Origin of the sequence: Actinomadura kijaniata NBRC 14229 (genome assembly GCF_001552175.1) — a bacterium.
In the GTDB taxonomy this organism is placed as follows: Bacteria; Actinomycetota; Actinomycetes; order Streptosporangiales; family Streptosporangiaceae; genus Spirillospora; species Spirillospora kijaniata.
This window is the reverse complement of sequence record NZ_BCQR01000068.1, coordinates 1-19,005: the sequence shown is the minus strand read 5'-3', so window position 1 is coordinate 19,005 and position 19,005 is coordinate 1. Positions and strand designations below refer to the sequence as shown.

The 19,005-nt window shown below is 75.5% G+C and carries 18 protein-coding genes; 10 read left to right on the top strand and 8 right to left on the bottom strand.

Features of this window, described 5'->3' with window-relative positions; translation table 11 throughout:
* Nucleotides 1-6 precede the first annotated feature (6 nt).
* Nucleotides 7-951, top strand: coding sequence for a hypothetical protein (locus tag AKI01S_RS21895; protein ID WP_067820973.1), 945 nt, complete (start codon nt 7-9; stop codon nt 949-951).
* 66 nt (nt 952-1,017) lie between these two features.
* Here the strand turns inward: AKI01S_RS21895 and AKI01S_RS21890 are convergent, their stop codons facing one another.
* The 3 genes from AKI01S_RS21890 to AKI01S_RS21880 form a co-directional block, all read right to left on the bottom strand.
* Nucleotides 1,018-1,461 (bottom strand): DoxX family protein, encoded by a 444-nt coding sequence (locus AKI01S_RS21890; RefSeq protein ID WP_067820970.1) that lies wholly within the window; start codon nt 1,459-1,461, stop codon nt 1,018-1,020.
* Nucleotides 1,462-1,560: 99 nt separating this feature from the next.
* Nucleotides 1,561-2,811 carry an RNA polymerase sigma factor gene (locus AKI01S_RS21885; RefSeq protein ID WP_067820967.1) on the bottom strand — a complete coding sequence of 417 codons (1,251 nt, stop codon included), beginning with the start codon at nt 2,809-2,811 and terminating at the stop codon, nt 1,561-1,563.
* A 45-nt stretch (nt 2,812-2,856) separates the two neighbouring features.
* Nucleotides 2,857-3,201, bottom strand: coding sequence for a YciI family protein (locus tag AKI01S_RS21880; RefSeq protein WP_067820964.1), 345 nt, complete (start codon nt 3,199-3,201; stop codon nt 2,857-2,859).
* Nucleotides 3,202-3,355: 154 nt separating this feature from the next.
* On the opposite strand from AKI01S_RS21880, the gene AKI01S_RS21875 reads away from it, so the two are divergent.
* Complete coding sequence (locus tag AKI01S_RS21875; protein ID WP_067820961.1) at nt 3,356-4,171, top strand: SAM-dependent methyltransferase; 816 nt, start codon at nt 3,356-3,358, stop codon at nt 4,169-4,171.
* On the top strand, nt 4,168-5,049 hold the full coding sequence (locus tag AKI01S_RS21870) for a Sco1979 family transcriptional regulator (RefSeq protein ID WP_067820958.1): 882 nt from the start codon (nt 4,168-4,170) through the stop codon (nt 5,047-5,049). Before AKI01S_RS21875 ends, AKI01S_RS21870 begins: the two co-directional genes overlap by 4 nt.
* A gap of 49 nt (nt 5,050-5,098) precedes the next feature.
* Here the strand turns inward: AKI01S_RS21870 and AKI01S_RS21865 are convergent, their stop codons facing one another.
* Both AKI01S_RS21865 and AKI01S_RS21860 read right to left on the bottom strand, forming a co-directional pair.
* Nucleotides 5,099-5,848: an ABC transporter permease gene (locus AKI01S_RS21865; RefSeq protein WP_067820955.1), complete on the bottom strand. Its 750-nt coding sequence runs from the start codon at nt 5,846-5,848 to the stop codon at nt 5,099-5,101.
* A 17-nt stretch (nt 5,849-5,865) separates the two neighbouring features.
* Complete coding sequence (locus AKI01S_RS21860) at nt 5,866-6,639, bottom strand: ABC transporter ATP-binding protein (RefSeq protein WP_067820952.1); 774 nt, start codon at nt 6,637-6,639, stop codon at nt 5,866-5,868.
* Nucleotides 6,640-6,712: 73 nt separating this feature from the next.
* On the opposite strand from AKI01S_RS21860, the gene AKI01S_RS21855 reads away from it, so the two are divergent.
* On the top strand, nt 6,713-7,351 hold the full coding sequence (locus tag AKI01S_RS21855) for a TetR/AcrR family transcriptional regulator (protein WP_067820949.1): 639 nt from the start codon (nt 6,713-6,715) through the stop codon (nt 7,349-7,351).
* A 2-nt stretch (nt 7,352-7,353) separates the two neighbouring features.
* Nucleotides 7,354-7,695: a DUF6204 family protein gene (locus tag AKI01S_RS21850; RefSeq protein ID WP_067820946.1), complete on the top strand. Its 342-nt coding sequence runs from the start codon at nt 7,354-7,356 to the stop codon at nt 7,693-7,695.
* Here AKI01S_RS21850 and AKI01S_RS21845 read toward each other — a convergent pair.
* Entirely contained in the window at nt 7,649-8,881 is a 1,233-nt protein-coding gene (locus tag AKI01S_RS21845; protein WP_084000018.1) for a hypothetical protein, read from the bottom strand. The genes AKI01S_RS21850 and AKI01S_RS21845 overlap by 47 nt on opposite strands.
* Before the next feature lie 568 nt (nt 8,882-9,449).
* Here AKI01S_RS21845 and AKI01S_RS50770 point away from each other — a divergent pair.
* Nucleotides 9,450-9,623 carry a hypothetical protein gene (locus tag AKI01S_RS50770; protein WP_157420000.1) on the top strand — a complete coding sequence of 58 codons (174 nt, stop codon included), beginning with the start codon at nt 9,450-9,452 and terminating at the stop codon, nt 9,621-9,623.
* A gap of 163 nt (nt 9,624-9,786) precedes the next feature.
* Nucleotides 9,787-9,987 carry a DUF397 domain-containing protein gene (locus AKI01S_RS21835; RefSeq protein ID WP_067820940.1) on the top strand — a complete coding sequence of 67 codons (201 nt, stop codon included), beginning with the start codon at nt 9,787-9,789 and terminating at the stop codon, nt 9,985-9,987.
* Nucleotides 9,988-10,041: 54 nt separating this feature from the next.
* Here AKI01S_RS21835 and AKI01S_RS21830 read toward each other — a convergent pair whose 3' ends face one another.
* Both AKI01S_RS21830 and AKI01S_RS21825 read right to left on the bottom strand, forming a co-directional pair.
* Nucleotides 10,042-10,599, bottom strand: a complete 558-nt coding sequence (locus tag AKI01S_RS21830; RefSeq protein ID WP_067820937.1) for a dihydrofolate reductase family protein — start codon at nt 10,597-10,599, stop codon at nt 10,042-10,044.
* A 28-nt stretch (nt 10,600-10,627) separates the two neighbouring features.
* Nucleotides 10,628-11,221 carry an NADPH-dependent FMN reductase gene (locus AKI01S_RS21825; RefSeq protein WP_067820934.1) on the bottom strand — a complete coding sequence of 198 codons (594 nt, stop codon included), beginning with the start codon at nt 11,219-11,221 and terminating at the stop codon, nt 10,628-10,630.
* A gap of 154 nt (nt 11,222-11,375) precedes the next feature.
* Between AKI01S_RS21825 and AKI01S_RS21820 the strand changes: the two genes are divergently transcribed.
* The 3 genes from AKI01S_RS21820 to AKI01S_RS21810 form a co-directional block, all read left to right on the top strand.
* On the top strand, nt 11,376-14,573 hold the full coding sequence (locus AKI01S_RS21820; protein ID WP_067820932.1) for an AfsR/SARP family transcriptional regulator: 3,198 nt from the start codon (nt 11,376-11,378) through the stop codon (nt 14,571-14,573).
* 66 nt (nt 14,574-14,639) lie between these two features.
* Complete coding sequence (locus AKI01S_RS21815; RefSeq protein ID WP_067820928.1) at nt 14,640-17,939, top strand: FtsX-like permease family protein; 3,300 nt, start codon at nt 14,640-14,642, stop codon at nt 17,937-17,939.
* Nucleotides 17,936-19,005 (top strand): hypothetical protein (locus tag AKI01S_RS21810; protein WP_157419999.1); only part of this gene is annotated, 1,070 nt, incomplete at its 3' end. The genes AKI01S_RS21815 and AKI01S_RS21810, both read left to right, overlap by 4 nt.

Sequence of the window (19,005 nt, the reverse complement as noted above, 5' to 3'; positions counted from 1 at the left end):
CGTCCCATGCCGCGATACACGGCCGCCGACTGGCCGGCGCTCCGCGCGCTCGGCCCGGCCGACGCCGCCAGGACCGTCCGGGCCCTCTGCGACCACGTGGAACGGGACGATCCCGCTTACGGGGACGGGCGGCTGGTCGCGGTCGGGATCATGATGTCCGGCGGCTCCGGCGACCCGGCGGAGGCGGTCCTGGACTGGCTGGAGGCGGCGCCGTCGGCCGTCCGGGTCGAGATCGCCTGCGCGCTGCTGCGCGGGCTCTGGTTCCGGGACGGCGGGGCCGGGGCGGAACGGCTCGCGGCGGCCTGCGCGCGGCTGGAACTGGACGGCCCGGCCGCCTGGTCGCTGGCGTGCGCGCTTTTCCGGGCCGGTGGCGGGACGGCGTTCCATGCCGTGACCGAGTCCCTCGCGCCGTCGCGGCGTGCCCGGCTCCGCGCGTTGCTGCGCGAGGGCGACGCGCTGCTGACGTATGCGGAGTGGCGCGCGCTGGACATCCTTCGCCAGCCGGTCACCGAGCTCACTCGCACCGCCGCCGCCCTGCTGGTCGAGGAGGCGTGCGAGCGGTTCGCCCGAGCGCATCCCGAGTACGACGCGGACGAGCTGCTCTCCGCCGCCGCCGCCCTCGCCCGCAGGCAGCCCCTCGTCGGGGACGTCACGCTCGACTGGCTTGAGGCCGCCCCCGCGCCGTCCCGGCTGGAGGTCGGCTGCGTGCTGCTCCAGTCGGCGTGGGCGGAGGGCGTCGACGTTCCCGAGCGGCAGGTGGCGCGGTTGCTCGCCGTGTGCCGAAGGCTCGACGGCGAGCTGGACGCCGGCCCCCGCTACCACCTCGCGGTCGCCCTGGAGTTCGCCGCCGTGCACCACCCGGACCAGGCGCTGGAGGAGTTCCTGGCCGTCACCGCCGGGCTTCCGCAGCCGATCGGCGACATGCTGCGGGCCCGGTTCGCCCGAAGGTAGCCGCCGGGCGTCCGGCATGCGAGGACGCCCCGCGCGCGGGGCGCGGGGCGTTCGGGGAACGCGGGTTCAGCGCTTCGGCGAGCGCAGCAGCGAGCGCGTCTCCTCCCGGCGGTCGTACGCGATCACCGCGAAGATCACGCCCAGCGCGGCGGGGAACGCCGCCCACGCCGGGACCAGCACCAGAACCTGGGTCAGCACCGCACCGACCATCAGCCCGACCAGGCCGACCGCGGCCAGGCCCGCCAGGCGCGGGATCACCAGGCCGATCGCGCCCGCCGCCTCGACGGCCCCGACCGCGTACCGGGTCCACTCGGGCCAGCCCAGCTTGGCGAACGTCTCGATCGCGTCGACCTGCCCGGCGAACTTCGGCATCGCCGACGCGAACAGCAGGAACGCGGCGATCAGGATCTGGAGCGTCCACAGCACCTTGCGGCGGGTGGAGGTGCGGGTGGAGGTGCGGGTGGAGGTGCGGGCGGTGGTGCGGGCGGTGGCGGTCTGCGTGGCGGCCATGTCGATCTCCTTGAGCGTGTCTCTCGGGTGCCTTCACTGACGCGTCGATCGGTCCGCACCCGGATCGACATTCCCGCCGATTTTTCTTGAGGTTTTTTGTTATCCCAGGTCAGCGGCCTTCTTCTCCAGGGCGGCGCGCTCGGCGGCGTTCCTGGTGAGGGACGCCGCGCGCTCCAGCTCGGCCCGTGCCTCCGCCGTCCGCCCCAGCCGTGCCAGCAGGTCCCCGCGCACGCTCGGCAGCAGGTGGTAGTCCGCCATGGACTTCTCGGACGCGAGCGCGTCCACGATCTCCAGTCCCGCTTCGGGGCCGCGCGCGTAGCCCACGGCCACCGCCCGGTTCAGCTCGACGACCGGTGTGGGGAGCCGCCGCGCCAGCAGGTCGTACAGCTTGGAGATCAGTCCCCAGTCGGTCTCCTCGGCGGAGGCGGCCCGCGCGTGGCACGCGGCGATGGCGGCCTGCAGCACGTAGGGGCCGGGCGCCCCCCCGAGGTCCCGGGCACGCAGCAGCGCCGCCAGGCCCCGGTCGATCAGCAGCCGGTCCCACCGGCCCCGGTTCTGCTCCAGCAGCGGCACCGGCGTCCCGTCCGGGGCGGTCCGCGCCCGCGACCGCGAGGCCTGGATCTCCATCAGCGCCACCAGGCCGTGCACCTCGGGCTCGCCGGGCGCGAGCCCGGCCAGCAGCCGCCCGAGCCGCAGCGCCTCCAGCGCCAGGTCGGTCCGCACCCACGCGTCACCGGAGGTCGCCGCGTACCCCTCGTTGAAGATCAGGTAGAGGACCTCCAGGACCGACGACAACCGCTCGGCCCGCTCCGGGCCCTCCGGCACCTCGAACGGCACCCCCGCCTCGGCCAGGGTCTTCTTCGCGCGCACGATCCGCTGCGCCACCGTCGGCTCGGGCACCAGGAACGCCCGCGCGATCTCCTCGGTGGTCAGCCCGCCCAGCATCCGCAGCGTCAGCGCCACCCGCGCGGGCGTCGGCAGCACCGGGTGGCAGGCGGTGAAGATCAGCCGGAGGACGTCGTCCTCGATGCGGTCCTCCAGCACGGCGTCGAACGCCGCGTCCTCGACCTCCTCCATCCGGTGGCCGATCTCGGCGAGCTTGCCCGCGTAGTTGCGCTCGCGCCGGATCCGGTCCACCGCGCGCCGCCGCGCGACGGCCATGAGCCAGGCGCCCGGGTTGTCCGGGACGCCTGACTCGGGCCACTGCTCCAACGCGGCGACCAGCGCGTCCTGCGCCAGCTCCTCGGCCAGGCCGACATCGCGCACCAGCCCCGCCACGCCCGCGATGATCCGGGCGGCCTCCAGCCGCCACACCGCGTCGATGGCGCGCCGCGTCTCCACATCCGTCATGCGGCCGATCAGAGCACCCCGGCCCGGTCCGCCGCAATCCCGGGGTCAGGCGCCGGGCGCGTCCTCCGGCCCGAACACCCGCTGCACGACGCCCTCGCCGTCCCCGACGATCCGCCAGAACCGCTTGGACAGCTCGATCGCCTCCTCCTCGGACCGCGCCTCGATCAGCGCGAACCCGACGACGACCTCCTTGGCCTCGCTGAACGGCCCGTCGGTCACCGTGACCTTGCCGCCCTCGGACTTGATGTGCTTGCCGCGCGGGTCGAGCCCGCCGGTGGCCAGCAGCACCCCGGCCCGGCTCATCTCCTCGATGAACGCGCCCATCTCCCGCTCCTGCACGGGGGTGAGGGGAGCGTCGGCGCCACCGGTGGTCATCATCATGAAACGCATCGCGTTCTCCTGTCGTCGACGGCCGGTCCGATCCGGCCTCTCATCCACGCGTCGATCGACCCGAGCCCGGTTCGACACGACGGGAAAGGTTTTTCGGGGCAACATTAGATTGGGTGCAGACGGTGCACACCGTTCCCCCAAGGAGGCGTTCCCCGTGACCGACGCATCGCCGGGTTCCGTTCCGCCGCGGATCGACGACACGATCCCGCAGTCGGCGAGGATCTGGAACTACTGGCTCGGCGGCAAGGACAACTACCCGGTCGACCAGGCCGCGGGTGACCGGTTCCGCGAGGTGTACCCGGAGATCGTGGACATCGCGCGGTACTCGCGGCTGTTCCTGGCCCGGGCCGTCCGGCACCTGGCGGGGGAGTGCGGCATCCGCCAGTTCCTCGACGTCGGCACCGGGCTGCCCACCGTCGACAACACCCACGAGGTCGCCCAGCGCGTCGCCCCCGAGTCCCGGATCGTGTACGTCGACAACGACCCGCTGGTGCTCACGCACGCCCGCGCGCTGCTGACCAGCACGCCGCAGGGCGCGACCGACTACGTCGACGCCGACCTGCGCGACACCGACAGGATCCTCGCCGAGGCGGGCCGCACGCTGGACCTGTCGCGGCCGGTCGGCCTGATGCTGCTGAACATCCTCGGGCACGTCCCCGACCACGGCGAGGCGAAGGAGATCGTGCGGCGGCTGCTCGCCGGACTGCCCGCCGGGAGCCACCTGGCGGTCGCCGACGGCACCAACGTCGTCACCGGCGAACGCTTCGAGACCGCCATCAAGCTGTGGAACGAGGCCAGCACCACCCCCTACTTCCTGCGCGCGCCCGACCAGATCGCCGCCTACTTCGAGGGGCTGGAGACGCTGGAGCCGGGCGTGGTGCCGGTGTCGCGGTGGCGGCCGGAGCCCAGCCCGTTCGAGGACCCGCCCGAGGTGGACGAGTTCTGTGCCGTGGGACGGAAGAGCGCATGACCGGCGTCCGGACGAGGGCGGTGCCCGGGTCGTCGGGGCCGACCGTGCTGCGCATGCTGGTGGGGGCCCAGCTGCGCCGGCACCGGGAGGCCGCCGGGATCACGCCCGCGCAGGCCGGCTACCACATCCGCGGCTCCCACTCGAAGATCAGCCGGATGGAGCTGGGGCGGGTCTCGTTCAAGGAACGCGACATCGCCGACCTGCTCACGCTGTACGGCGTCACCGAGCCCGAGCGCCGCGAGCCGCTGCTGCAACTGGCCGAGCAGGCCAACCTCCCCGGCTGGTGGCATCCCTACGCCGCCGTCATCCCGTCCTGGTTCGAGCCCTACCTGGGGCTGGAGCAGGGCGCGGCGGTGATCCGCACCCATGACATCCAGCACGTCCCCGGCCTGCTCCAGGCCCCCGGCTACGCCGCCGCGGTGATCCGCGCCCGGCACCACGGGATCGCCCGCGAGGACGTGGAGCGCCGCGTCGAGCTGGTCCTGCGCCGCCAGGAGATCCTGCACCGCCCCGACCCGGTGCGGCTGTGGGCGGTCATCGACGAGGCGGTGCTGCGGCGCATGATCGGCGGGTCGGCCGCGATGCGCGAGCAGCTGGAGCACCTGGCCGCCATCGTCGAGGCCCCGAACGTCACCGTGCAGGTGATGCCGCTGGCGGCCGGCGGCCAGGCGCTGGTGCGGGGGCCGGTCACCCTGCTGCGGTTCGCCGAGCGTGAGCTGCCCGACGTCATCTACCTCGAACACCTGGCGGGCGGCTCCTACCCCGACCGCCAGCTGGAGGTCACCCGCTACCGCGACGTCCTGAACCGCCTCGGCGTCCAGGCCCGCCCGCCCACGGAGACCCTGGACATCCTGCGCGGGATCATCCGCAACCTCTGACTCCGGGCCGCCCGGCGGCAGGACCACCCGGTGTCAGGACCGTCCGGCGTCAGAGGGAGACCGCGCGGCGGAACAACCGGGCGGCGGCCACCAGGCACAGCGCCGCCAGCCCGGCGGTCACCGCGGCGCCGGCGGCGACGGTGCCGTTGGCGTAGTGGCCGAGGAACACCTCCCGCACCGCGTCCACGGTGTACCGGAACGGCACCGCGCGCGACATCCCGTCCAGCCAGCCCGGCGCGAGGCTCATCGGCAGCAGCAGGCCCGACGCCAGCATCAGCGGCATGACGGCGGTGTTGGTGACGGCGGCGAACTCCGGGGACGTGCGGACGTTCATCGCCAGCCCGTACGACAGCGCCGCCAGCGCCATGGACAGCACCGCCACGAACGCCAGCCCCGCCAGCACCCCGGCCACCGGCGCGCGGAACCCGAAGGCCAGCGCCAGCAGCACCAGCAGCACCGACTGCGCCACGAGCTGGACCACGTCCCGCAGCGTCCGGCCCAGCAGCAGCGCGACCGGGCCGACCGGGGTGGCCCGCATCCGGTCGACCACCCCCAGGTTGCGGTCCATCAGGATGCCCAGCCCCACGAACGACCCGCCGAGCAGGGCCAGCTGCACCAGCACGCCCGGCACGAACGTCTGCCACGACGACCCGGCCGTTCCCAGGTCGAGCCGGGTCAGCAGCGGCCCGAACAGGGCCAGGAACAGCAGCGGTTGCAGCATCCCGAAGAACAGGTTCGTCTTCGACCGCAGCGTGGCGCGCAGGTAACGGCCGAACACGACTCCGATGTCACCCAGCATGGAATGACCCTCCCTTGTCAGACGGCGACGGGCGCGGTGTCCGGAACGGACCGGCCCGTGATCGCCAGGAACGCGTCCTGGAGGCTGCCGCCGCCGTGCCGGGCCTTCAGGTCGGCGGGCGTCCCCTCCTCGACCACGGCCCCGGCGTCCACCACCACGATCCGGTCGGCCAGCGCGTCGGCCTCGTCCAGGTAGTGGGTGGTCAGGACGACGGTGGTGCCGAAGTCCGCCCGCGCCCGGCGCACCAGGTCCCACATCTCGGCGCGGGCGCCGGGGTCCAGGCCGGTGGTCGGCTCGTCCAGGAACAGCACGGCGGGACGGTTGACGAGGCCGAGCGCGATCTCGACGCGCCGCCGCTGGCCGCCCGACAGCGCGGCGGTCGGGCGGTCCAGCAGGCCGGTCAGGTCGAGCGCGGCGGCCAGCTCGGCCGCGCGGGCGCGGGCCTCGCCGCGCGGCAGCCGGTGCAGGCGGCCCTGGGTGACCAGCTCCTCGCGCACGGGGCAGGACGGGTCGAGCCCGCCCGACTGCGCCACGTAGCCGATGCGCCTTCGCACCCCGGCGGGGTCCCGCCGCAGGTCGTGGCCCGCGATCTCGGCCCGTCCGCCGGTGGGCGGCAGCAGCGTGGCGAGCATGCGCAGGGTGGTGGTCTTGCCCGCGCCGTTCGGGCCGAGGAGGCCGAGGATCTCGCCCTCCGGCACGGACAGGTCGATGCCGCGCACCGCGTGCACCGGCCCGCTTCGCAGCCGGAACGTCCGGGTCAGTCCCCGGACCTTGATGACGTCGTCGTTCATGCCGGGGATGAAATCACAACGGACTGAAAACTTGCAATCGACTTAAACTTTGGAATGCGGTTAGACTTCGCCCATGACCGAGGGACTCCGGGAGCGCAAGAAGCGGCAGACGCGGCGCCGCATCGCCGGGACGGCGGCGCGGCTGTTCGCCGAGCGCGGGTTCGACCACGTCACGATCGCCGAGGTCGCGGAGGCCGCCGACGTCTCGGTCAACACCGTCTACAACTACTTCGAGGCCAAGGAGGACCTGGTCCTGCCGCCCGACCAGGCCTCGCCGGACCGGCTGGCCGCGATCGTCCGGGACCGCGACCCCGGCGAGTCGGCGTTCGCGGCGGTGCTGCGGCGGCTGCGCGACGAGCTGCGCCGCCGGGACCGCGACCTCGGGCTGACCGAGGGCTTCGGCCGCTTCCTGGAGATGGTGCGCGCCGCGCCCACGCTCGTCGCCCGGCTGGAAGACCTGCACGTCCAGATGGTCGCCGCGCTCGCCGCCGAGCTGGCCAAGGAGACCGGCGCGGACCCCGACGACCCGCTGCCCGCCCTGGTCGCGGGACAGATCGGCTGGCTGCACGCCCACGTGCTGGCCGAGTCGGGCCGGCACGCCCTGGCCGGGCACACCCCCGACGCGACGGCCGAGGCCCTGCTGACCCTGCTGGACGAGGCCGAGACCCTGCTCGGCGAACGCGCCCTGACCTACGCCGTCCGGAAGGGATGACGATGACCGTTCCCGCGACCGTTCCCGCGTTCCGCGTCACCGTGCGCGGCAGGTTCGGCGAGCTCTCCGAGGAGTCGCGCGCCGTCCTGCGCGCCGCCGACGCCCACGAGACGGCGTTCACCGAGGAGGGCACGTTCAGCCCCGACGCGACGCTGTCGGTGTTCAGCTTCCGCGTCCAGATCCCGGCCGGACCGGACGACGACGAGGACGACGCGCTGCTGCGGGCGATGGAGATCCTGGAGGGGCACGGTCATCCCCACGAGATCCTGCGGACGGCCGTCACCGACCTGCGCGCCGTCAGGATCCGGCGGAAGGGAGCTCGGCGAGGATCCGCCGCGGGGTGAACGGCTCGGTCAGCAGGCGGCGGTAGCGGTCGTTCCGCTCCGGACCGGCCAGCCAACCCTGGAGCAGGCGCCTGCCGTGGTAATAGCCGAACACGTAGGGGCGCAGGAACGGCGAGGCCAGCAGCGCCAGCACCGTCGCCACCTCGTGCTCCTCCAGCAGCCCCCACCGCGTGAGGTAGGCGGCGACCTCCTCCTCGGAGCGGCCCTCGTCGGACAGGAACACGGCGTTGCCCCACGCGCCCCACAGCACGTCCCGCGCGTCGTGGATCGCGGCGAAGTCGCTCCCGTCCGGCGCGATGCCGAACTGCGGCAGCACATGCGCGTGCAGCCAGCGCTGCCCCTCGTCCCCGGCGAAGACCATGGCGTGCGCGTGCAGGCCCATCCCCTCGCTCAGCACGAACTGCGGTGACAGCAGGAACCGCGTGCGCTGCTCCTCCCACCCCCGCCCCTCCACCAGGTGGATCTCCTTGAGCAGCGCCTCGGCGATGTGCCCGGGGTACCCCTCGTGCGCGACCACCATCAGCAGGTCCGCCAGGTTGAACGGCAGCCCGCCGTTGACGAAGATCGTGCCGCGCCGGCCGCCGAGGTAGGCCCCCGCCGCCAGGAAGTGCGCCCGCGGAACCACCTGGCAGTCCACGGTGTCGTCGGCGGGCAGCCCGACGAACGCGCGGGTGCGGTCCCGCGTCTCCCGCGCCGCCCGTTCCACCAGCCCGGGAAGGCGGTCCCGGTCGCCGTCGGGCAGGCGGTGCGCACGCCGCCAGGCGTGCAGGCGGTCGGCCACCGACCCCCCGCCCTTCGGCAGCGCCGCGTCCAGCGCCTCGTGCGCCTCCTCGAACTCCTCCTCCGGCAGCCGCCGCACCTCGATCCCGAGGCACTCGCGCACGTACTCGGCCACCGGCCGCTCCTCGCCGGCCGCCCGCCGCGCCACCGCCCGGATCGCCCGCAGCTGGCCGGTCAGGGCGTCGGCGCGCTCGGGGGCCAGCATCCCGTCGCCGTTCGTCGGAACGACCGCCAGCAACCGGTCGGCCTCGTCGGCCAGCCGCGCGGCGGGCACCGGCTCCTCGGCGGCGACCCGCTCCTTCCAGGCGGCCGGGCCCCGGTAGTCGAGCACGCCCCCGCCCAGCAGGCGATCGACCCGCAACGCCAGGACCATGTAGTCCCGCAGCCACTCGCGCTCCACCGACATGGACACCTCCGCCCCGTCACGTGCCGCCCGATCCCACCGTAGACGGGACGCACCGGGCGAACCACGGGCATTTGTAGGCCGTCCGCGTCTAATCAGCGGCGACGGAAACGGGCGAGGCGCACCCCTACAGGGGCCGCGGTCCCGGGGACCTTGTTCCTGCGCAGGCTGCTGGCCGGTTCGGGCGTCAGCCCCGAGGACGTGGCGCAGCAGGCGTGGACGCGGGTCCGGGAGCACCGGGAGGAGATCCGCAGCAGCCCGTGGGGCCATGTCCGCAAGGTCGCCTACAACACGGCGCTGGACGAGCTCGCCGCCGTCCGGCGGGACGGCGAGCTCCTCAAGGAGTACGCCGTCGCGGTGTCGGAGGACGAGCAGTGGTCGGCGCTGGAGGCGCTGAGCGCGCAACTGGACGGGGAGGACGCGCCGCCGCGTTCCCCCGGGGACGAGGAGGAGCACCGGCGCGAGCTGGCGGCTCGCGTGATGGACGCGGTGGAACGGCGAACCGGCCGAGGTCGCCGCCCAGGCCGGGGAACGAGGCCTGCCCCGGTCGCGGTACGCGCAGGTCGCCGCCATGCTCGCGGTCGTCGGGGGAGTGCCCTGGACGGTGCTCACCCTCGCCGAGAGCGCGGCGCGGCTGTGGGTGGTGCTGACCGGGGCGGGGCTGATGGCGGCGCAGGCGGTGCTGGCGCTGGCCGCGCTCGGCACGACCAGGAGAGGAGCCCGGATGCCACGGCGACCGACCTGACCCGGTGAACGGCGCGGGCCCCGCGGCGTCCGTCGCGGGGCCCGCGCCCGGGTCCGACCCGGAACGAAGCACACGGCGGCGGCCCCCCGAGCCCACCACAGACAACCGGGAACGACCGCCACCGCACGAGCCGACCCGCTTCTCGCGAAAGGGATCCACCCGCATGATCAGCGTAGGGGAAGGGCGCGGGGACACCTCCCCCGTCTGGCGTAAGAGCAGCTACTCCCATGAGAGGGGAGAGTGCGTCGAGGTCGCCCGGGTGGGGCCGGGCCGCGCGTTCCGCGACAGCAGGGACCCCGGCGGGCCGGCGCTGCCGTGCACCGCCGACGAGTGGCGGACGCTGCTGCGCCGCCTCACCGGGTGACGCCCGGGTGAGACCGGGGTGCGGGCCCGCCCCCCTCGGGCGGGCCCGCACCGTTCACTTCTCCGACGGGACGTAGGTCGCGACGATGACGCCCGACTTGAACGGCTTCACGTCCGCGAGCGTGAAGGCCGCCTTGAAGTCCGACGTCCCGATCATGTCCTCGGCCGGGCCGGTGCCCGCGAACACCGGGTGGATCCACAGCCGCAGCTCGTCCAGCAGCCCGTGCTCGACCAGGGTGCGCGACAGCCGGCCGAAGCCGTACTGGAGGATGTCGCCGCCCTCGCCCTTCTTGATCTCGGCGACGCGCTCCGGGACGTTCGCGGAGATGATCTCGGTCTCGCCCCACCCGGCCTTGTCGACGGTGGTGGACACCAGGTACTTCGGCAGGGTGTTCATCCGCACCCCGAACTCGCCGGTCTGCTCCTCCATCGACGGCCACACCCCGGCGAACGCCTCGTAGGTCACCCGGCCCGCGATCATCGCGTCGCAGGAGAACAGCGTCTCCTGGGCGTACGCGGCGGCCTCCTCGCCGAAGTACGGAGTGGTCCACACCTCCGGACGGCCGATCACGCCGTCGAGGGACAGGTACGTCGAGTTGATGATCTTGCGCATGGGATCCTCCGTGAGCGGTTGTCGATGGTCAGACGGTGTAGGGACGGGCGGTGCGGGCTTCCCGCAGGGCGTGCGCCCACCAGATCAGCTGGTCCAGTGTGGTCTTCAGGGCCGCCTCGCGGTCGGCGGTCGGCTTGGGCCACGAGCCGTCGGGCGCGAACAGCTCCCAGTACCGGGGCAGCAGCACCGCGTCGGGCACGGTCACCGCGTGCACCTCGGCGAACACCTGCCGCAGGTGCGCCGCCGCGAGGGCCCCGCCCGAGTCGCGCCCGTAGGCCACGACCGCGACCGGCTTGGCCTGCCACTCCCGGTAGAACCAGTCGATCGCGGTCTTCAGCGGGGCCGGGATCGAGCGGTTGTACTCGGGGGTGACCACCGCGAACGCGTCGGCGGCGGCGAGCCGGGGCGCCAGCGCCCGGACCGGCCCGGGCGGCGGGGCGCCGGTGTCGGCGTACGGGTCGGTCAGGGCCTCGGGCAGCCCGGTCGCGGCGAGGTCCACCAGATCGATGTCCAGTTCCGGCCGCCGCCGGGCGTGGGCGGCGAACCACTCGGCCACCCGGGGCCCGAACCGGCCCTCCCGGGTGCTGCCGATGATGACCGCGACCCTGACGCGTTCCGTCACCGTGTCCGCCCCCTCCGTCGTCCCTGTTCCTCGCCGCCTTCGTGGCGATGACCCCACGATGCCGGGGAGCGCTTACCGGTTCCTTACCGTGGCGTCCCGAGCCCTTTCCGGGAGTTGGTGATCTGGGCGTTTGGTGGGGGATAGGCTGCCGCCCATGCGTTTCGGGGTGCTTGGCCCGCTCGCGGTCCGGACCGACGACGGCGCGCCGGTGGCCGTGCCCGGCCTGAAGGTGCGCGCGCTGCTGGCCGACCTGCTGGTCAACGACGGCCGCCCCGTCTCCGCCGACCGGCTGATCGACGACCTGTGGGGGGAGACGGCCCCGGCCAACGCGGCGTCGTCGTTGCAGGTCCGCGTCTCCCAGCTGCGGCGCGTCCTGGAGAACGCCGAGCCCGGCGCGCGCGTCCTGGTCGAGTCCCTGCCCGCCGGGTACCGGCTGAACGTCGACGGGGCCCGGCTCGACGTCCGCGAGTTCGAGGAGACGGTCGCGGCGGCGCGGCGCGCGGCGGCCGTCGCCGAACGCGCCGACGGACTGCGACGCGCCCTGGAGCTGTGGCACGGCCCGGCGCTGGCCGACTTCGCCGACGAGGAGTTCGCGCGGCCCGCCGTCGCGCGCCTGACCGAACTGCGGCTCACCGTCTGGGAGGAGTACGCCGAGGCCCGCCTCGAACTGGGCGGCCACGACGGGCTCCCGGCGGAGCTGGCGGACGTCCTGGCGGACGGCCCGCTGCGCGAGCGCCTGCGCGCCGCCCACATGCGCGCCCTGTACCGGTCCGGCCGCCAGGGCGAGGCGCTGGACAGCTACGAGGAGTTCCGCGCCCTGCTGGCCGAGGAGCTGGGCCTCGACCCCAGCCCCGAGCTGGCCGCGCTCCGCCAGTCGATCCTCACCCACAGCGAGCCGCGGCGGTCCGCGCCGGAACGCGTCGAGACCGGCCCGCGCGGCACCCTCCCCGTCCCGGCCACCGAGCTGATCGGCCGCGACGACGCCGTCGCCGAGATCCGGAGCCTGCTCGCCGAAGGGGGCCTGGTCACCCTCACCGGACCCGGCGGCGTCGGCAAGACCCGGCTGTCGCTCGCGGTCGCCGAGGGCCTGGCCGACCGGTTCCCCGACGGGATCTGGCAGGTGGACCTGACGGCGTTCGACCGTACCGCCGGACCCGAGCTGATCGACGGGATCATGGCGGCGCTCGACGTGCGCGAGGCCGAGCCCGGCGACCCGCTGGCGCACCTGGCCGACGCGCTGCGCGACCGCCGCGCGCTGCTGCTGGTCGACAACTGCGAGCACGTCATCGACGCGGTCGCCGACATCGTCGCGCGGATCCGGTCCGGCGCGCGCCGCCTGTGCGTGCTGGCGACCAGCCGCGAACCCCTCAACCTGCCCGGCGAGACCGTCTGGAACGTCCCGCCGCTGGAGGTCCCCTCCCGCGACGCCGATCCCGGGGCGCTCGCCGACGCCGCCGCCGTCCGCCTGTTCACCGCCCGCGCCCGGGCCGCCTCCCGCTCGTTCCGGCTGGACGCGACCACCGCGCCCGACGTGGCGACGCTGTGCCGCCGCCTGGACGGCATCCCGCTCGCCCTCGAACTGGCCGCCACCCGCGTCCGCGCGCTCGGCGTGCGCGGCCTGGTGGAGCGGCTGGACGACCGGTTCCGCCTGCTGGCGACCGGCCACCGGGGCGCGCCGCCCCGCCAGCAGACCCTCATGGCGATGATCGACTGGAGCTGGGACCTGCTGGCCGAGCCCGAGCGCGCCGTGCTGCGCCGCCTGTCGGCGCACGCCGACGGCTGCGACCCCGACGCCGCCGAGGCGGTCTGCGCCGACCTGGACGAGGACGTGTTCGACATCCTGGTCCGGCTGGTCGACCGCTCCCTGGTCGTCATGGCCGAACGCCCCGGCGACGAGCCGCGCTACCGGCTCCTGGAGTCGGTCGCCGCCTACTGCGCCGACCGGCTGCACGAGGCGGGCGAGCACGCGACCGTCCGCGCCCGGCACCGCGCCCACTTCCTCGCCCTCGCCGAACGCGCCGCGCCCCACCTGCACGGACACGACCAGGCCCGGTGGCTGGACAAGCTGGACACCGAGGCGGCGAACCTGCGCGCCGCCCTCGACGGCGCCGTCGCCGACCGGGACGCCGACGCCGCGCTGCGCCTGGCCAACGCCCTGACCTGGTACTGGTTCCTGCGGGGTCGCTGGTCGGAGGCTCGCCGTTCGCTGACCGCCGCGCTGGACCTGGACGCCGGGCCGCCGTCCGGACGCGCCCTCGCCCTCGTCCACCGCACCGCGCTGACCGTCCTGCAGGGCGACCGCGACGACTGGCCCGCCCGCCGCGCCGCCGCGCTGGCGGCCCTGGACGCCGTCGAGGACCCGGTGGCGCGCGCCCGCGCCCGCTGGTTCCTGCTGGACGCGGGCTCGGAGCTCGACGACGTGGACGACGGTGCCGCCGACCTCGCCCCGGTGCTGGCGACGCTGGAGGAGGCGGGCGACGAGTGGGGGACCGCCGCCGCCCTCACCCTGCGCGCCAAGCACGGCCACGCGCGCGGCAACCCCGCCGCGCTGGAGCGCGACGCCGACCGCGCGCTGCGCCTGTTCACCCGGCTCGGCGACCGCTGGGGCCGCCTCCACGCGTCCGAGTGGCTGGCCGGGCACGCCGAGCTGACCGGCGACTACGACCGCGCCCAGCGCCTCGGCGAGGAGGGGCTGCGGCTGGCCGGGGAGCTGCGGCTGTGGCCGCAGGTCACGATCCGGCTGGCCTGGCTCGGCTGGGTCGCGCTGCTGCGCGCCGACTACGACGGGGCCGCCGAGCTGCTCGACCGCGCCCACCGCACGGCCGCCGACCAGGGCAACCTGGCCGCGATGACGTTCGCCGAACTCGGCCTCGGCCTGGTGGAGCGCCGCCGGGGCGAGCTGGCCCGGGCCGAGGACCGCTTCCGCACGATGCTGAAGCTGCTGCCGCCCCTGGACGGCGACGAGCCGCCGCCGCTGTTCCTGGGGCTGATCCTGGTCGGCCTCGGGCACATCGCCGAGCTGCGCGGCGACGCGGCCACGGCGCTGGCGTACCAGCGCGACGCCCTGGCGGTGGCGATCAAGCTGGCGGCCCCGCGCGACGAGGCGTTCGCGCTGGAGGGCCTGGCGGGCGCGGTGAGCCTGGCCGGGGACCACGCGCACGCCGCCCGCCTGCTCGGCGCGGCCGAACGCGTCCGCACCGAGGCGGGCATCCCGCCCGGCCCCGCCGAACGCGAGGACGTCGACCGCGCCACCGCCCGCGTCCGGGAGACGCTGGACGAGGCCGCGTTCGCCGCCGAGGCCGCGCGCGGCGCGGCCCTGTCGGCGGCCGAACACCTCGCCGCCCTGGGTTGACCGGAGCGGTAACGAATCCTTAAAGGATCTTGTACCGCGGATCACGCTGATCCAGGATTTGTCCCCATGTGGCATCCCGGGCTGGTGGCCAGACGGATGACCGGGGCGCCCGCCGTCGTCGTCGCGGCCTCCGCGACCGTGCTGTTCGCGATCACCGTGCTGGCCGCCATGGCGGGTTACACCGGCTCCGTCACCCGCGAGGGCGTCCGGCGCACCCTCGGCGCCGCCCCGTTCGAGGCGGCCGGGACCCGGATCGCCGCCCGCGTTCCCGCCGGGCAGTACGACGCCGCGCGGGAACGTCTGGTCGGAGGGCTCCGCCAGATCTACGGCGACCTCCCCCTGAACCTGGAGTCCAGCGCCTACAGCGACTCCTACACCCTGCCCGGCCAGGAGGAGCGCGAGCGTCCCGAGCTGGCGGTGTTCGCCGCCTACACCTCCCTGGAACGGCACGTCCGGCTCGTCGCGGGACGCTGGCCCGACGCCGCCCCGGCCGGGGACACGGCCGGGGAGGTCCAGGCGGTGCTCCCGGCCCCGGCCGCGCGGGCGATGCGCGTCGAGGTCGGCCGGACGCTGACGATGCGCGGCCGCGTCGACGAGGACGCGGTGGTGCGGGTCCGGATCGTGGGCCTGTTCGCGCCGCTGCGCGCCGACGACCCCCTCTGGCAGGGGGACCCGCTGGTCGCCAAGGGCGTCACCCGCCTCGACTACACCACCTACGGGCCGCTGGTGGTGCGGCCCGAGACGTTCGCGTCCCGGCTGATGGGCGGCGGCGTCGAGGTCCGCTGGACCGTCCTGCCCGGACTGGGGAGGGTGGACACCGCCGGGCTGACCGCGCTGCGCGCCCGGCTGGACGGTTCCGGCCCGGTGTTCCAGCGGCTCGGCCGGGAGACGGGGACGACGTTCACCACCGCGACCGAGCTGCCCGCGCTGCTCCGCCAGCTGGAGACGGCGGTCACCACGACCCGCTCCACGATGCTGATGCCGGTCATCCAGCTCGTGCTGCTCGCCGGGTACGCGCTGGCGCTGGTGGCGCGGCTGCTGGCCGACCAGCGCCGCGCCGAGGTGGCGCTGCTGCGCATGCGCGGCGCGTCGCTGGGCCAGCTCGCCGGGCTGACCCTGGCCGAGTGGCTGGTGATCGTGCTGCCGGGCGCGGTGCTCAGCCCGCTGCTGGCCGCGCCGCTGCTGCGGCTGGCGGGACAGGCCCCGGCCGTGCGGGCGGCCGGGCTGACCCTGGACGCCGGGGCGCTCGCGCCGCTGTGGGGCGTGTCGGCCGCCGCGGCGCTCGCGTGCGCGCTGCTGCTGACCGTGCCGACGCTGCGCGGCGCGATGCGCACGTTCGCCGAGACGCAGGCCGGGATCGGCGGGACGCGGGGCCCGGCGCTGCGGCGGGGCGGCGCCGACCTGGCGCTGCTGCTGGTCGCGGCGCTGGGCGTCTGGCAGCTCACCCGCTACGGCGCCGGGGGGACGGCGGGCGTCGACCCGTTCATCGTGTCCGGCCCGGCGCTGGCGCTGCTGGCCGGCGGGATGCTGCTGCTGCGGCTGCTGCCGCCCGCCACCCGCGCCGCCGAACACCTCACGCGCCGCCGCCGGGGCCTGGCCGCCTCGCTCAGCGTCCGGCAGGTCAGCCGCCGCCCGCTGCGGTACGCGGGCCCGGCGCTGCTGCTGGTCATGGCGACGGCGGTGGGCGTGCTGTCGGTGACGACGATGGCGACCTGGCGGGTCGCGCAGGTCGAGCAGGCCGACTTCCAGAGCGGCACGGACCTGCGGCTGCTGTCGGCCGACGACACGCGGACGGTCGCGCCGATGGGGCAGGGCGGCCGGTACGCGGCGCTGCCCGGCGTCACGGGCGTGGCCGGGGTGCGGCGGCAGGACGCGACCTACGGCCAGGTGCCCACGACGATGATCGCGGCCGACGCCGCGCGGCTCCAGCCGCTGCTGCGCGCCCGCCCCGACCTGCGCCGCGAGCTGGCGCTGCGGGACCTCGCGGCGCGACGCCCGGCGCTCCCGGCCGCCACCGTCCCCGGAACACCCCGCAAGCTGACGCTGGACCTGCGGCTGACGGCGACCGGGAGCGGGGCGGCGGGCAGGAGGTACCTGACCTCGGTGTCGCTCACCGACGGCAACGGCGCGGTCCACCGCGTCGACCTGCCCGAGCTCACCGCCGACGGGCGCACCCGCGCCGTCGAGATCGACACCGCCGCGCTCGCCGGACCCCAGGGGCGGATCACCTACCCGCTGGGAGTGCGCGGCATGACGTTCCCCTACGACGGCAACCCCCCGCCCGACGGCCTCGAACTCTCCCTGGAGAGGGCGCGCGGCGACGCCGGCGCGGCGACCGCCCCCTCCTGGGCCCGCGTCGACACGTTCCTCACCACCGAGGACCTGGAGGACAACCGCACGGTCGGCGGCGGCACGGCCGGGACCGGCGACCGCCCGCTGCTGACGATGCGGATCGGGCCCGCGCCGCGCACCGAGGGGCGGGGCCTGCTCCGCACCGCGGTCCACGGGCTGCTGAGCGCCCCGAACGCGCCCGACCACACGGCCGCCCCCGACCGCCGCCCCGCCGTCCCCGCCGTGATCACCGACGATCTGGCGTCCCGCGCGCGGGTCGGCGTCGGCGGCACCCTGGTGCTGCGCGCCCCCGACGGCGACGTGCGCGCCGAGGTGGTCGGGATCGCGCGGGCGCTGCCGACGCTGCCGCCCGACCGGCCCGCCGCGCTGTTCGACCTGCCGACCCTCGCCGAACGGCACCTGGCGTTCCACGGCACGCCCGCCGAGAGCCTCCAGCCCCGCGAGTGGTGGGCCGCGGCCGACCGCGCCCGCACCGGACCGGCGGTGCGGGAGGTGCGGGCCGAACCGGGCCTCGGGACCGTGGCGGGCGACCGGCCCGCGCTGCGCCGCGCCCTGCTGGACGCCCCGCTCGGCGCGGCGCTCCAGGGCGCGCTGGTGCTCGGGTTCGGCGCGGCGCTGGCGTTCGCGGTGATCGCGTTCGTCGTCAACGGCGTCGTCGCCGCCCACGAGCGGTCCCGCGAGTTCACGGTGCTGCGGGCGCTCGGTGTGCCGCCCGGGAAGGTCGCCGGGATGCTGGCGATCGAGCAGGCGTTCCTGGTCGCGCTGGGCCTGCTGGGCGGGCTCGGCCTCGGCCTGCTGGTGGCGTGGCTGGTGGTCGGCGAGACCGTGCAGTCGGTGCGGGCCGCGCAGGCGGTGCCCGCGTTCCCGGCCGCCGAACCGGCCGTGCCGTGGCCCCCGGTGCTGGGCATGGCCGCCGGGATCGCGGCGGTCCTCGCGCTGGTGCTGGCGGTGCTGCTGCGGACACTGCGCCGCCGGGGGCTCGGCGGCGACCTGCGCGCGGGGGAGGACCGGTGACCATGGGACCCCTCTCCGGCGGGCCGGGGCTCCGGCTGCTGCGCGCCCAGACGGCCCCGCTGCTGGCGCTGGCGGCGCTGACGCTGGTCACCGCGGTGCTGACGGTGGTCCTTCCGGCCGCGACGGCCGCGAACCTGGACCGGGCGGCGGCGGCCGCGGCCGCCGGCGGCGACTCCGACATCCGGCTGTCGGCGCGGGTGCCCGCCTCCGAGAGGAGCGCCCTCGCCCTGGACCGGGCCGCGCTCGACCAGCGCACCCGGGTCTGGCGGACCCTCATGCCGCCCGCCGTCCGCGACATCGTGGACCGGCCCGAGACCGTCGTCGCCCTCGCCGAGTCGAGGCCCGACCCGAAGGCCCCGCACTCCGCGAGGCTTCTCCCGACCTGGTCCCCGGAGGTCGAGACGCGCGTCCGCTACGTCGCCGGGACCGCCCCCGCCACCGGGGACGACGGCACGGTCGCCATCGGCCTGTCCAAGGCCGTCGCCGACCGGCTCGGCTACACCGTGGGCAGCCGCTTCGCCCTGGTCGCGGGGGAGGAGCCGCGGATCCAGGCGCGGATCAGCGGCCTGTACGAGGCGGCGGACCCCGCCGACCCGTTCTGGCGGGCCCACCGGATGGCGCTGCGGACCGAGCGCCGCACCGACAACCGGACCGGCATGATCTGGGAGGCCGCGGAGGTCCTGTTCGACGAGGCCGCGCTCGCGCGCCTGGCCGCGGATGGGACGCGCGCCTTCACCTACACCTGGCGGTACCCGGTCGTGGCCGACCGCGTCACCGCCGAGCGCGCCGCCCGCGTCCCGGCCGACCTCCAGGCCCTCGGCGGGCGGCTGCCCGCCGCCGGGATCGGCGGCACATGGCGGCTCGACAGCGGCCTCGGCGCCCTGCTGGGCGGGTACACCGCACGCGCACGCACCGCCGAGGTGCTGCTCGGGCTGGCGTTCAGCGGACTGGTCGCGGTCATGGCGGGGGCGCTGCTGCTGACCGCCGGGCTGTTCACCGAGCGGCTGCGGCCCGCGCTGGCGCTGATGCGGGCGCGCGGCGCGAGCCTGCCCCAGCTGGCGCGCAC

What these genes read in the sequence shown, in the direction of transcription:
- AKI01S_RS21890 (WP_067820970.1), bottom strand. Translation starts at nt 1,461, where the DNA reads ATGGCCGCCACGCAGACCGCCACCGCCCGCACCACCGCCCGCACCTCC.
- AKI01S_RS21850 (WP_067820946.1), top strand. Translation starts at nt 7,354, where the DNA reads ATGACCGTTCCCGCGACCGTTCCCGCGTTCCGCGTCACCGTGCGCGGC.
- AKI01S_RS21870 (WP_067820958.1), top strand. Translation starts at nt 4,168, where the DNA reads ATGACCGGCGTCCGGACGAGGGCGGTGCCCGGGTCGTCGGGGCCGACC.
- AKI01S_RS21815 (WP_067820928.1), top strand. Translation starts at nt 14,640, where the DNA reads ATGTGGCATCCCGGGCTGGTGGCCAGACGGATGACCGGGGCGCCCGCC.
- AKI01S_RS21865 (WP_067820955.1), bottom strand. Translation starts at nt 5,848, where the DNA reads ATGCTGGGTGACATCGGAGTCGTGTTCGGCCGTTACCTGCGCGCCACG.
- AKI01S_RS21860 (WP_067820952.1), bottom strand. Translation starts at nt 6,639, where the DNA reads ATGAACGACGACGTCATCAAGGTCCGGGGACTGACCCGGACGTTCCGG.
- AKI01S_RS50770 (WP_157420000.1), top strand. Translation starts at nt 9,450, where the DNA reads ATGCTCGCGGTCGTCGGGGGAGTGCCCTGGACGGTGCTCACCCTCGCC.
- AKI01S_RS21895 (WP_067820973.1), top strand. Translation starts at nt 7, where the DNA reads ATGCCGCGATACACGGCCGCCGACTGGCCGGCGCTCCGCGCGCTCGGC.
- AKI01S_RS21845 (WP_084000018.1), bottom strand. Translation starts at nt 8,881, where the DNA reads ATGTCGGTGGAGCGCGAGTGGCTGCGGGACTACATGGTCCTGGCGTTG.
- AKI01S_RS21820 (WP_067820932.1), top strand. Translation starts at nt 11,376, where the DNA reads ATGCGTTTCGGGGTGCTTGGCCCGCTCGCGGTCCGGACCGACGACGGC.
- AKI01S_RS21880 (WP_067820964.1), bottom strand. Translation starts at nt 3,201, where the DNA reads ATGCGTTTCATGATGATGACCACCGGTGGCGCCGACGCTCCCCTCACC.
- AKI01S_RS21835 (WP_067820940.1), top strand. Translation starts at nt 9,787, where the DNA reads ATGATCAGCGTAGGGGAAGGGCGCGGGGACACCTCCCCCGTCTGGCGT.
- AKI01S_RS21855 (WP_067820949.1), top strand. Translation starts at nt 6,713, where the DNA reads ATGACCGAGGGACTCCGGGAGCGCAAGAAGCGGCAGACGCGGCGCCGC.
- AKI01S_RS21830 (WP_067820937.1), bottom strand. Translation starts at nt 10,599, where the DNA reads ATGCGCAAGATCATCAACTCGACGTACCTGTCCCTCGACGGCGTGATC.
- AKI01S_RS21885 (WP_067820967.1), bottom strand. Translation starts at nt 2,811, where the DNA reads ATGACGGATGTGGAGACGCGGCGCGCCATCGACGCGGTGTGGCGGCTG.